This is a genomic window from Bacillus sp. FH, assembly GCF_052216825.1.
GTDB lineage: Bacteria > Bacillota > Bacilli > Bacillales > Bacillaceae_G > Bacillus_A > Bacillus_A paranthracis.
Genome location: NZ_JBQOUU010000001.1, coordinates 596,124 through 607,991 on the forward strand (window position 1 = coordinate 596,124; position 11,868 = coordinate 607,991).

The window sequence follows — 11,868 nt, forward strand, 5'->3', positions numbered from 1 at the left end:
CTATATTAACATTATAGCATACTTATATTTTTATATTTTTGTATTTTTCAGTTTTTAACCTTTAAAATAAATATACAGACCTAACCCAACGATTAAAACGACAGCGAGTATAATATAAATCATCGTAAGTCTTCTAATATTCCCCTTTGTTGCTTTACTATAATTTGCATCACCCTTTCGCCCAATTAACACTGTCGCGACTACAGTAATGACTACAAGTAATACAACGATCATGATCCAATTTAGCATACCTTCCTCCCCCTCCTTACAACCATTTTACAATATTATCCTCTTTATTTCGCAGTATATTTCCTCTTTTTACTATTATTATGAAGCAAACTAAAAAACTATTATTACCATTCCTATCCATATGTCATATATTTATAACATAACGTGATTTATTTCTAACATGATAAGGAGGAACTATCATGAAAACAACTTGGATAAAATATTTAGGATTTCTCGGTTTCTTCGGTTTTCTTGGCTTTTTTTATGAAAAAGGATTGTTTACTATGTTTTGTTTCTTCTCCTTTTTCACCTCATATAGAACGGTTCAACACGATGAACTGTTTGAACAAATCGTCAATAAATCGTGCCGCAATGCCTTTATCGTTACGTTACTAACTACCGCTATCATTATGTTCATTGAAATGTTATTTCCAAACCCGGTGCTACAAGGGATTGATATCGCTCTTATTTTCGGCACGCTTATTCTTACGTTCGGATTCTCTATGTTCTTTTACGATAAACCAGTTGATGAAATGGAAGATGCGCCGTGGCGTTCGTAACGAAAATAAAAGAATACCGCGCCAAATTGAATATGACGCAAGAAGATTTAGCGAAACAAGTTGGTGTACGTCGTGAAACAATTAACCATCTCGAAAAAGGAAAATATAATCCTTCCTTGCAGCTTGCTCACGATATTGCGAGGGCACTTCATAGTACGATTGATGAAGTTTTTATTTTTGAGGATAAATAAAAATACCGGCATTCTTTTCACAAAGAATACCGGTATTTTTCATTTATACAACGATCACCCATACAAAACCGCATGAAATACGCCCAACAGTAAATATTGGTCTTCTATATAATCTTCATCGTATACATTCATCTCGATGTGATACATATCTTCCTCAAGACGAATATTCCAATCTGCAATTACATAGCCTTTTCGTAATAATTTTCCCATCCCAAAAGTAGTTTTATGAACAACAAATTCTTCTCTCTTATATGTAAAGGTAAATAAGAAATTTGCATCCAATAACTTTCCGTCACATACAAGTATTTCATGCTCTGCATCATGATTATCTTTATATGTTACTAAAATTCTTCTTTGACGCTGCCTACTTACATCCTTTGCAATGACGCGAATATTGTCCTTACTATCCTTTATTTCATAAATAATATTACTACCGACTTTCGGAATGAAATCTAGCACTCTCATCAACGTATTTTTATAATATCCCCGTACTGTGCCTACTCTGTCGCTTTCATTGTAAACCTCAATAGGCACCGTATCCGCTTTACTATCACACAGTCGTTTGTAAGAAAGCTGCATCACCCGCTCTCCTCTTAAGTACTGATCAAACGTCACAGGATATTCTAACGCGCGCAGTTCTTTATTTAACTCATATAAATAACGCTGAACACTCTCCACTAATGCTGTAGTAGAAATACATTCCTGAACCTCAAATTGTTGCCAACTGGAAGAAACTCTCCATTGATTGTCCTCTTCATAGAAGAAACTAAGAATTGTCTCATCACGGTCAGGCGTTTCATAACTCATATGTACGTTCTGCCCATGTTGCACTTGCTCCATCCACTGTCCTAAATAAATACCGAGCTCTGCGACCTTCATGCATGACTTTTGAAAAAGCACGCTGTCACTCACGCGAATCGTTACATCCCCTTCGATAAAGCCCTTTGAATAAGCATCATACCGCCGCTCATCTTTCTGTGGGATATTCTTGTCTAACTCAAATAAAAATGTTAACATCTTTCACTCACCTCTAGTTATTACACCGATCGTACCTATAAAATGAACGCAACTCAAATTATATCGACGATTTTGCCAATATATCTACCGTAACTTAAAATATATCAACGATTTTTTCGATATATCGACGATTCGACAAAGAATATCGACTTATCAACAAATATCGACACGATTAAAATGAAACTACCTTTTCTTCCGCCACTTCTACAAGTTCTAAAATTTGCAGCAGACTCTTCACTTCATAAGTCGGCTTAACACTTGCCTTATTCTCTTTCAAACTCGGATTATACCAACACGTATCAATGCCGTAATCTTCTCCGCCTTTCATATCAGAAGTGAGCGAATCTCCAACCATTAGTACACTTGATTTATCCGTAATCCCAAACTTTTCAAATGCATAATCAAAAATCTCACGTGCTGGTTTTTGATGACCAACCTCTTCTGAAATAATAATATGATCAAAGAAATTACATAAAGGCGAATTTCCGATTCTAGATTGTTGTACTTTTGTATATCCATTCGTAATAATACCTAACTTGCAATCTTGTAGATTCTCACATAATTGCACTGCACCTTCTATAAGATGTACTTCTTTCCCTAAGTTTTCAAGATATACGTCACTAAATTGCTGTGCATCTACTTCTATATTATGAAGTGCAAATAATTGTCTAAATCGATCTACCGCTAATTCACTTAACGTAATCATTTTATTTTCTAAATCTCTCCATAACCCATTACTAATCTCTTTATAACTTGCAAGATAATCAGTATACCCTGTAGGCATACCAAACTGTACAAACGCATTATGTAATGCGTGTCTTTCCGTTTCAGGGAAATCTAATAATGTATCATCTACGTCGAATAATATAACTTTGTATTTCATGATGTTCTCCTTAGTTCCTATTTTAAAAGCTTCGTTCTCATTGCTTATAAGTTTTTATATATTTCTTGATGAAGCGCTTTAACCCGCTCTTTATAGAATACACCTTTATCTTTTATTTTCAAATGTGCTATAAATAAGTTTGCTAGCATGACAGCTGTATCTAGTCTATAAAATAAACTAACGATATGAGGGGTAACATTAAAGATACTATCATTCTTATATCCATCTTTAAATTCATCCCAACTAATCTCATTAGTTTCAGCTATTCTCATTAACTCCAGCAATGGATGACCAATTAAAGCGTTATCCCAATCAACTATTGCTTTAACTTCTCCATTATACCCGATTAAATTGGCTGGTCGAATGTCCATATGTAATAAGCATTTTACATGATCTGCTGTACTAAGAATATGTTCAATTGTTTTTGTATCTGGAAGTTTAATTCCACAGTTCGTAATTGTATTAAACCCTTCTATCCGTTTCACAATTCTTTCTGCTATATACTTACTAATCGGCTCTTTAATATTTTTCTCGTAATGCAAACCATCAATTGGCATGCTATGAAGCTTGCTCACTAACTCTCCTATTTTGTGCGCAGAAATTGGCATATGATCAGTATACACACAATCCGAAATTAAAAAATCAAGTTCGACAGAAAGATGCAATCCGTGTATCTTTGGCACCGAAATACCTTTTGAATGACAATACTTAGAAAGCTCTGCTTCCTTTTTCAATGAAATCCGACTATTAAATAAATCTTCATTTATATTTTCTACTTCTCTTTCCCACGGCACTCGAAATGCCAAAGACCCCTTTTCTGAATCTCCTCGAAAAACAATATTTTGCACTCCCGTTCCAATCACCTTTAAATCCTGAACAGCTAATTCCTTATAATCTTGACTTAGTATTGTTGCTAGCTTTTCTCTTAACCCCTCTGCTTTTCCACGTGTATGAATCATTTTATCCCCCGATTCGTAAGTTCTTTTCATTCATTCTCTCTTCGTTGCACAACATTCTCATTAGCAAAATTATAACAACAATAAGAAAAGGAGGCTAATCCAATCAGCCTCCCTCCGCTTTATTTATCTTCTAACAATAAAACTTTCATTTGTTCTAACGACTCTTTCGTAAAGCCAAGTGCTTTTTCAGCATACGCTTCAACTGAACCATATTGCTTTTTCACTTCATCAATCGCAGCTTGTAAATACTCAGCACGTGCTTCGAACATCGCACCTAATATCGCTCTACTCTCATCGTTTTGTAGTTTTGCACCTAAAAAGGCCATCATTTTCTCGTTTAACTTTTCACGAAAACCGTTACTTAGTAAATAATCTTCCATTACTGTTTTCTCTGGTACACCTAGTAAAAGTAATAATAATGCTGATCCAAATCCAGTACGGTCTTTCCCAGCTGTACAATGGTTTACTAACGGTAAGTTTTCCGGGTTTTGCGCTAAGTTTAAGAAGCTTACGAACGCCTCGTTACCACTTACGAAATCTTGATTCATTTTCACAAGGTATTCGCCTGGTTTGCCTAACATAGAAAGGTCACCAACTTGGAAAAACTCATTTATGTTCAAGTCTTTTGCTAAGTCTTGCATAACTGGTAAACACACTTGACGAGCTCCTGTAATCTCAGGGTTTGGCTTATGCTTCACTTCAAAGTCTGTACGGTAATCGCAAATTAACTTTAAGCCAGACTTTTGTAAATACGCAATATCCCACTCTGTTAATCCTGCTAATTCTTCAGAACGGTATAATTTACCCCATTTTACTTTACGGCCTTCTGTCGTTTCATATCCTCCCATATCACGGAAGTTAAACGCGCCTTGTAATGGCAGTCTACGCTCAGCTACTGTTACTGCTTGTCCATTACTACCTACTAGTCTAAAATATGGACGCTCATTTTCGCTCAGGTTTTCAATTGTATATGATGATTCTCCATTTACCGCTGCAAGTAATTCTCCATTTTCTTCAATATGATCTGGTGAAGTACTCCAATAAATACGAACTTCTTCTATATTATTTCCCCACTTTATTTGTAACGTATTATCTTCATTTCTTTCTACAGTTGCTTGTAACCAATGTCTTTGCTGCCCCATTCTTTCACCAACGCTTTCTCTTATAATCGAATCTTACTCTATTGTATTATACGAATATCTACTTTGTCGTTCTCATTTTTCTTTTTATCTTACAAACAGGCAAAAAGTTCTTTTACTTGTTCAAAATTTGTACATGGATTACCGCGAAATACGTATGCGATTTGTTCATTACCTAAATCTTCGTATACAACTGTTCCGCGATTAGGGTGTGAATAAAACTCTAACCCGTTTATAATTTGTTTTGGGCCATAGTTCATTGTCCATGAAGAAATAGGATAATACGCTTTGTTTTTATGTCTACAAACCCAAAGTGCATATAGTTTATTAACTTCATCCCAGTATACATACTGCGTTTCGTCATTTCCGAAACCGACCGATTCGAGTTTCCAACTTAGCTTTTCATGAATTGACAATTTTACATAGGATACGTCATCTGGAGCATTCCACTCTCTACATCTTCCTATCTCACCCATTTCACTTCTCTTCGCTTGAAAGCTTAATAAGTGAAATGGTGTATGTAATATCGTTTTCCCAAGCTCCATATTTACTGGTTGTAATTCAAATAGAAATCGTTCCATTTCGTCTTGGTTTACATATCCATGATCAACAGAAATTTCAACTTGTGTTTTCCATATAGATGTAACGTAACTTTCTTTTCCTTTATAATTTATACCTTTCCAATACACAAGCCCTTTATATTGAAAACAATCTCCTTTTGCTTGAGAAATACAGCTATCCGGAAATACTGGTTCCATTATATCGAGAAAAAATTCCTTTACTCGAAACATCCCAGTTGGAGTAACAACCTGAAACCAAAAAGTTCCCCACTTTTCACCTTCATAACGTTCTGAAACTTTTTCAACATTCCAGCCTTCTAACAATACATGTGGATACAATAACACGAATGAATGCATGGATTGCTTTAACATATATAGTCCCCTCCCGCTATACGAGTTCGAGAGTATACATCGTTCATCCTCCTAAAACTTTCTCACATATCTCTCAGTTGAACTAAGCAGCTGACATCCGTTATTTTCAAAAATATCCTTCATCCACTCATTTTGTACATTTGTCTCACCGATATAATAAGATGCACCTATTTCTTTTAATACAAACATCGCTCCTGTAAAGAATACTGCTTCGTATCCTTTATTTCGCATATTTGGAGCGACTGCGAAATACATAAGTTTTCCTTCTTCTAACGTCCCCTTTTCAATATATGGGATTACAATTCCGATCTGCTCTTCATTAATACTTGCAGTTAAACAATGTTCTTTCCATTGCTCTCCAATTTCTTGTAGCATCATATTTACAAATTGATCATAAGTGACTTGTTCTTCCGTCATCTCGTTCCAAAGTGAATAAAAAGCATCTTCTCCTACTTCTTCAATCAACTTAAAATCAATTTCACTTTCTACATCTTCTACTTCATATATATCCTTACATACAATGATGTTTTCAGTAACATATTCAAAAGAATACGCTTCGAAACATTTCTTATACACATCATAATTTGGGCTTTTTGAAGAAACTTCAAAATGTAAGTTTTCAATTCCCTCTTTTTCAGCCTCAGCAACACAATATTGCATGATTCCCTTTAATTGCTCTTCTGTAAAAATCTCTGCATTATTTTCTTTTATCATGATAGAAGAAGCATTTCTTCTTATTTTAAAATGTTTTACTAACTGTTCTATCGTCGTCATATTCTTCCCTCATCTATGTCATACTTGAATTTCTACTTGTTCTCCTTGCATGAGGAGGATTGTCCTTGAATATATAGAATACTAGAAAACATCGCATCTTTAAAGTGCGGAGGAGGTTCTCCATTGGATATTACAGCGCTGCAACAACAGTTAGAGCTTATACAACAAAATGACTATACGCAACTGCGATATATAGATATAAATGAATTAACGCTCCATATGCTTCAGTATATCGGAACGACTGATAGTTACGTTCGTTATCAACTTATATATAAATGTTTTGTGCATTTTATTCATCATGAATTCCTTATGGATGATCAACTGAAATTACTGTTGCAAACTTGTTTAAGTGATGAATATTTATATTGTGACATATACTCCCCGCATTCAGATGGGGTTTTCACACGTTCTTACACTGTTTCGTTAATTGCGTTAATACTCCAATTCGCTAATTCGCACTACTTTTGTACGGAGGAGGATATTGAAGAAATAAAAAACAAACTCATTACATACACAAACTTAGAAACAGATTTCCGAGGCTATATTGAAAATAAAGGATGGGCTCATTGTCTTGCTCACGTATCTGATGCCTTTACGGAAATTGTTCATAATACGTATACAACTTTTGAATGGTACGAAGAGTTAATTCATTGTTTATTAAATAAAATCTTCATTCCATCTGACCTTTTTCATAATAACGAAGATGAACGCATCGTTACTCCTTTACTAGCGATGTTGTATCATGACTTTCCGCAAGACGAGTTAATTTCTATTATTCATAAAAAAATAAAAAGGCTTCCTCAAATTAGAAAACGCCTTTCGTTAAATGAATATTGTATTTTATGCGCCAACATTAAAACCTTTTTACGCACTTTATTTTTCAGAACGAAAGATGATCATAACTTAGCCTTTACAGCACGGAAAACAGAAAGAATGTTAAAAGAACTTCCTAATTATTATTAGCTATAAGGAGAATAACTATGGGTTATATTGAAGATATGAGAAATTTAGTAGGAAATCAGCCACTGATTTTAATAGGATCACACGCCATTATAGTAAATGAAAACAATGAAATATTGCTGCAGCTCCGCACAGACTTTAACCGCTGGGGCATTATTGGCGGCGCTTTAGAATATAACGAAACATTAGAAGACGCTTTAAAGCGAGAAGTATATGAAGAAACTGGACTTATTATTAAAAATCCAGAACTATTCCGTACATACTCTGGACCAGATTACTTTCAAATCTATCCAAACGGCGATCAAGTACACGGTGTACTCGTTGTTTATATTTGCCGCGAATTCCACGGTGAGCTTGTATGTGATCAAACAGAATCAAAAGAATTACGTTTCTTTCCGCTTGATGAATTACCTAGTACTCTTCATCCAGTTATTGAGGGGATTCTTCGCGATTTTCATCACTCCAATTAAAGATAAAAATAAAACAGCCTCATCTCCCGTCATGATAATGCGAAATGAGGTTGTTCATGTTAGATCGTTATCTCAATCTGATTTCCTTCAGGATCACTTACTACACTTTCATAGTAACCATCCCCTGTAGTTCGTGGGCCGTTTAACACAGGGTACCCTGCTTCTCTTAATGTATTCGTTAATTCGTTCACCTTTTCTTTACTACCTACAGAAAAAGCAATATGTGCATATCCTATTGTTTCTGTTTGTAATGCATCCTCTATCCCTACCCGCTTCATAAGTTCTAGACGCGCACCACCTTCAAAAGTTATAAAATAAGATTTAAATTGCTTTTTCGGATTATCATATAAGCTATTTTCTTCACCATTAAAATATTGTTTATAAAAATCACGCATTCCTACTAAATCATTCACCCAAATTGCTACATGTTCAATTTTCATAATCGACACCTTTTCTTTTATGTTATTCAACTGGCAATTGGATGCTTCATTGCCAGGACATTTAATTTTCTTTATTCGTTCTCGTAATCATAAGATCAAGTCCTAGACTTTTTAATCCATATAAATAATCTTCTTTCCAATTACTCACTGTTATTTTCGGAATATGTTCCGCCGGGATGTACTGCGGACAAGTTTTTACAATTTGATCTATTACAAATTGATTCACTTCATCATCACAGAAGATAAAGGCATGCGGGTTAATAATAGCTATACATGTAGCGATTAAACGAGTAATAGCATCTATATTATATTCCTCTGGATTATTCGGATCTTCACTTCTCAAAGCTTGCAAGAAATTTTTATTATTATACTGCGGGACGAAAGATATCTCTCCTGAGAAAAATGTGCTTCCGCGTACGACATCTCCATTTACCATAATACCTGCACCTGGACCATTTTGACCGGAATACAAATATACAAGAGAGGAATTGTCATAGTTTCCAGTGTTTTTATAATAACCAAGCACAGCAGCATTCATATCGTTTTCTATTACTACTGGTATAGAAAACTGTTCCTCCAAATGACTTTTCAAATTAAAATTTTGGAACTTTTCATATCCAGGAATATAAAAAATACGACCATTATCAACCGAACCAGGCACACCAATTGATATAGAGCTTATTTTCGGGAATGTAGCGATAAGACCTTCAATATGTTTAGATAATAGATTTACGCCCGTATCAATTAACATACTTGAAGTACTCCCCTGTTCTTTTACTTCCCCTAAACAGTTAAAAATTGTATAGTTTGTTTCATTTTTTTCTAAAAATATCGCTAAACCTAACATATATTCTGGATTATATTCATATCGTTTCGCTCTTCTTCCACCACTTGAATCATCTAAACCAGCTAAAGTGACTTCACCGTCTTGTTTCATTTTTTCTATAAATTTACTTATCGTTGGAAAACTAATTTCTAATGTATTACTAAGCTCAACTTTCGTTGCACTACCTCGCTCTAAAAGAACTTTACGAATGCCGCGAAGGATTGTCTCTTTAATCGATTTTTGAGTAACAAACTGTTTACTCAAATCGCTCACCACCTTAATCAACATACTTATTAAACTTTTTTAATAAGTTGCGTTGACAATATATCATACATCATTTTCTAAAGCAATAAAGATGATATATTTCTACTAGCAGTATTCCGAATGCTTCCCCTAGTATACTTAAAAATTGTGTATAACCTATGATAGAAACTTACGGCAAACGAGAAAACCAGCAAAACAAATAAGAAAAAGAGCGTTTCAAGAAGTAAGTAATGTCTTCGTACGATTTTCCGCACTATTTTTCTTTATATGAAACATCTTTCACATTTTCTATACGATACAACATCTGTTTATTCATGCACTCATAAAAAACGATTTCTATAAGTCTATCGTTTTAATAACTTTAGCTGGGTTACCACCAACTACTACATTATTGGGTACATCTTTTGTCACAACTGCCCCTGAAGCAATTACAGCGTTATCTCCAATTGAAATACCAGGGTTAATAATAGCTCCCCCGCCTACCCAAACATTGTTACCAATCTTTACAGGCTTTCCATATTCTTTACCAGAATTCCGCTCTACCGGGTGTAAAGGATGAGTAGCAGTATAAATGTGAACACCAGGTGCAAACATACAATTATCCCCAATTCGCACTTCACAAACGTCTAAAATCACACAATTGAAATTGGAGAAAAAATTCTTTCCAATATGGATATTGTAACCATAATCACAACGAAAAGTAGGTTTAATATGTGATGCCCCGTCAGCTGAAGAACCTAAAAGCTGATTTAATAATGTAAAACGTCTCTCATCTCCTGTCTCCATCGCCTCGTTATAAAGGCGTGTTAAACGTTTTGCCTCCACCCTATCAGCCACTAATTCTTCGTCATCTGCAATATACATTTCTCCCGCTAACATCTTTTCTTTTTCTGTTTTCATAGAATCATCTCCTTCGTAATCAAATGAACCCTACTTATTAAACATGTTTAATAAGCAACCCTATAGTAGCATACTTTTTAATATATGCAACTAATAAGTTTCAAAAGAATATGCGAACTCCTTGCTTTACTCATCGATATGACGAATAAGTTATAGAGAAAAAGAGGGAACGCTCAGTGCTCCCTCTCAAATCCAATCCGTTTCTTAATTTCTGTTAAATTTACCTTCGCAATAGTCCGCGCCCGCTCAGCACCTTTTTCCAACGCTTCATATAATAAATTCGGTTCATTCATATACATAGCATATTTCTCACGTGGCCCAGCTAATTCACGGTCTACAACGCGAAACAACTCTTTTTTCACATCGCCCCATCCAATGCCAGTTTCATATTTTTCACGCATTGACTGCATTTCATCTTCCGTTGCAAATTCTTTATAAATTGTAAATAACGTTTCTAGTTCTTTCGGTTCATTTGGAAGTGAAGAATCTGTTTTGATTTTAAATATTAACTTTCGTAGTTTTTCTTGCTCCGCGAATAACGGGATCACATTCCCGTAACTTTTACTCATCTTTCTTCCATCAAGCCCTGGTAATATTGCACCCTCTTCTTGTATGACATACTCCGGAAGTGTAAATGTCGTGCCAAAAGTATGATTAAAATACGTCGCAATATCACGCGCAATTTCGATATGCTGAATTTGATCTTTTCCAACGGGTACATGCGTAGCCTGGAATAGTAATATGTCGGCTGCCATTAAAATCGGATACGTATATAATCCCATATTCACTCCTGCATCGACCTCTAAACCCGCTTCTTTATTTTGCTCTACTTTCGCTTTATACGCATGAGCACGGTTCATAAGCCCTTTCGGAGTTAGGCAAGCTAATATCCAAGCTAATTCTAGAATCTCCGGCACTTCTGTTTGCCTATAAAAAATAACATCTTCTCCAAGTCCAAGCGATAACCAAGTAGCTGCTACCTCTTTCGTATAACTACTAAACTGGCTCGGATCATGCACAGCATTTAACGCGTGATAATCTGCTATAAAATACAATGCTTTCCCTTCATTCTTCTTTGACATTTGCAACGCAGGTTTAATTGCACCAATATAATTTCCTAAATGCGGATAACCTGTCGGTTTAATTCCTGTTAACATTATTTTCTCACTCATCCTAACTCCTCCTTTCTCAAAATAAAAAGAGCCCCTCATCCTTAAAAAAGGACGAGAGACTCCCGCGGTACCACCTTAATTAGCTATTGTTAGCTCACTTCAACTTCTTAACGTGAAGCAACCGTCTTTACCTACTCATTTCAGTTAGAAGCT

15 protein-coding genes and 1 other annotated feature (1 of these 16 cut by a window edge) are annotated in these 11,868 nt (G+C 35.2%); of the genes, 4 read left to right on the plus strand and 11 right to left on the minus strand.

Going from position 1 to position 11,868, the window contains the following annotated elements:
- Window positions 1–54: 54 nt before the first annotated feature.
- Window positions 55–249: a hypothetical protein gene (locus ACTT1L_RS03250; protein WP_000935861.1), complete on the minus strand. Its 195-nt coding sequence runs from the start codon at window positions 247–249 to the stop codon at window positions 55–57.
- Window positions 250–428: 179 nt separating this feature from the next.
- On the opposite strand from ACTT1L_RS03250, the gene ACTT1L_RS03255 reads away from it, so the two are divergent.
- Together ACTT1L_RS03255 and ACTT1L_RS03260 are read left to right on the plus strand one after the other, a co-directional pair.
- Window positions 429–788, plus strand: coding sequence for a DUF3796 domain-containing protein (locus ACTT1L_RS03255; protein ID WP_220779498.1), 360 nt, complete (start codon window positions 429–431; stop codon window positions 786–788).
- A complete protein-coding gene (locus ACTT1L_RS03260; protein ID WP_000896292.1) occupies window positions 776–979 on the plus strand; it encodes a helix-turn-helix transcriptional regulator in 204 nt (67 codons plus the stop codon). The genes ACTT1L_RS03255 and ACTT1L_RS03260 overlap by 13 nt, the downstream gene beginning before the upstream one ends.
- A 54-nt stretch (window positions 980–1,033) precedes the next feature.
- Here ACTT1L_RS03260 and ACTT1L_RS03265 read toward each other — a convergent pair whose 3' ends face one another.
- The 6 genes from ACTT1L_RS03265 to ACTT1L_RS03290 form a co-directional block, all read right to left on the minus strand.
- Entirely contained in the window at window positions 1,034–1,996 is a 963-nt protein-coding gene (locus ACTT1L_RS03265) for a tubby C-terminal domain-like protein (protein WP_214328214.1), read from the minus strand.
- 172 nt (window positions 1,997–2,168) lie between these two features.
- Window positions 2,169–2,879 (minus strand): YjjG family noncanonical pyrimidine nucleotidase, encoded by a 711-nt coding sequence (locus ACTT1L_RS03270; protein WP_000875919.1) that lies wholly within the window; start codon window positions 2,877–2,879, stop codon window positions 2,169–2,171.
- A 44-nt stretch (window positions 2,880–2,923) separates the two neighbouring features.
- On the minus strand, window positions 2,924–3,868 hold the full coding sequence (locus ACTT1L_RS03275; protein ID WP_033670767.1) for a phosphotransferase family protein: 945 nt from the start codon (window positions 3,866–3,868) through the stop codon (window positions 2,924–2,926).
- A gap of 89 nt (window positions 3,869–3,957) precedes the next feature.
- Window positions 3,958–4,980 carry a tyrosine-protein phosphatase gene (locus ACTT1L_RS03280; protein ID WP_076875573.1) on the minus strand — a complete coding sequence of 341 codons (1,023 nt, stop codon included), beginning with the start codon at window positions 4,978–4,980 and terminating at the stop codon, window positions 3,958–3,960.
- Between the two features lie 89 nt (window positions 4,981–5,069).
- Entirely contained in the window at window positions 5,070–5,909 is an 840-nt protein-coding gene (locus tag ACTT1L_RS03285; RefSeq protein WP_061131006.1) for a hypothetical protein, read from the minus strand.
- A gap of 51 nt (window positions 5,910–5,960) precedes the next feature.
- Complete coding sequence (locus ACTT1L_RS03290) at window positions 5,961–6,683, minus strand: hypothetical protein (protein ID WP_061131007.1); 723 nt, start codon at window positions 6,681–6,683, stop codon at window positions 5,961–5,963.
- Between the two features lie 123 nt (window positions 6,684–6,806).
- On the opposite strand from ACTT1L_RS03290, the gene ACTT1L_RS03295 reads away from it, so the two are divergent.
- Both ACTT1L_RS03295 and ACTT1L_RS03300 read left to right on the plus strand, forming a co-directional pair.
- Window positions 6,807–7,646: a DUF2785 domain-containing protein gene (locus ACTT1L_RS03295; RefSeq protein ID WP_000355462.1), complete on the plus strand. Its 840-nt coding sequence runs from the start codon at window positions 6,807–6,809 to the stop codon at window positions 7,644–7,646.
- A 17-nt stretch (window positions 7,647–7,663) separates the two neighbouring features.
- Window positions 7,664–8,113, plus strand: a complete 450-nt coding sequence (locus tag ACTT1L_RS03300) for an NUDIX hydrolase (RefSeq protein ID WP_061131008.1) — start codon at window positions 7,664–7,666, stop codon at window positions 8,111–8,113.
- Window positions 8,114–8,172: 59 nt separating this feature from the next.
- On the opposite strand, the gene ACTT1L_RS03305 is transcribed toward ACTT1L_RS03300, so the two are convergent.
- The 4 genes from ACTT1L_RS03305 to ACTT1L_RS03320 all read right to left on the minus strand — a co-directional run bounded on the left by ACTT1L_RS03305 (window position 8,173) and on the right by ACTT1L_RS03320 (window position 11,715).
- A complete protein-coding gene (locus ACTT1L_RS03305; protein WP_061131009.1) occupies window positions 8,173–8,553 on the minus strand; it encodes a VOC family protein in 381 nt (126 codons plus the stop codon).
- Between the two features lie 61 nt (window positions 8,554–8,614).
- Entirely contained in the window at window positions 8,615–9,643 is a 1,029-nt protein-coding gene (locus tag ACTT1L_RS03310) for an ROK family transcriptional regulator (RefSeq protein WP_071743293.1), read from the minus strand.
- Between the two features lie 336 nt (window positions 9,644–9,979).
- Window positions 9,980–10,543 carry a maltose acetyltransferase domain-containing protein gene (locus ACTT1L_RS03315; RefSeq protein ID WP_000845609.1) on the minus strand — a complete coding sequence of 188 codons (564 nt, stop codon included), beginning with the start codon at window positions 10,541–10,543 and terminating at the stop codon, window positions 9,980–9,982.
- 173 nt (window positions 10,544–10,716) lie between these two features.
- Window positions 10,717–11,715, minus strand: coding sequence for a tryptophan--tRNA ligase (locus ACTT1L_RS03320; protein ID WP_071743295.1), 999 nt, complete (start codon window positions 11,713–11,715; stop codon window positions 10,717–10,719).
- A gap of 44 nt (window positions 11,716–11,759) precedes the next feature.
- Window positions 11,760–11,868, minus strand: a binding site (T-box leader) (it continues 97 nt past the right edge of the window).

Coding starts and splice junctions, on each gene's coding strand:
- ACTT1L_RS03250 (WP_000935861.1), bottom strand. CDS start 249: ATGCTAAATTGGATCATGATCGTTGTATTACTTGTAGTCATTACTGTA.
- ACTT1L_RS03255 (WP_220779498.1), top strand. CDS start 429: ATGAAAACAACTTGGATAAAATATTTAGGATTTCTCGGTTTCTTCGGT.
- ACTT1L_RS03265 (WP_214328214.1), bottom strand. CDS start 1,996: ATGTTAACATTTTTATTTGAGTTAGACAAGAATATCCCACAGAAAGAT.
- ACTT1L_RS03270 (WP_000875919.1), bottom strand. CDS start 2,879: ATGAAATACAAAGTTATATTATTCGACGTAGATGATACATTATTAGAT.
- ACTT1L_RS03275 (WP_033670767.1), bottom strand. CDS start 3,868: ATGAAAAGAACTTACGAATCGGGGGATAAAATGATTCATACACGTGGA.
- ACTT1L_RS03280 (WP_076875573.1), bottom strand. CDS start 4,980: ATGGGGCAGCAAAGACATTGGTTACAAGCAACTGTAGAAAGAAATGAA.
- ACTT1L_RS03285 (WP_061131006.1), bottom strand. CDS start 5,909: ATGTTAAAGCAATCCATGCATTCATTCGTGTTATTGTATCCACATGTA.
- ACTT1L_RS03290 (WP_061131007.1), bottom strand. CDS start 6,683: ATGACGACGATAGAACAGTTAGTAAAACATTTTAAAATAAGAAGAAAT.
- ACTT1L_RS03300 (WP_061131008.1), top strand. CDS start 7,664: ATGGGTTATATTGAAGATATGAGAAATTTAGTAGGAAATCAGCCACTG.
- ACTT1L_RS03305 (WP_061131009.1), bottom strand. CDS start 8,553: ATGAAAATTGAACATGTAGCAATTTGGGTGAATGATTTAGTAGGAATG.
- ACTT1L_RS03315 (WP_000845609.1), bottom strand. CDS start 10,543: ATGAAAACAGAAAAAGAAAAGATGTTAGCGGGAGAAATGTATATTGCA.
- ACTT1L_RS03320 (WP_071743295.1), bottom strand. CDS start 11,715: ATGAGTGAGAAAATAATGTTAACAGGAATTAAACCGACAGGTTATCCG.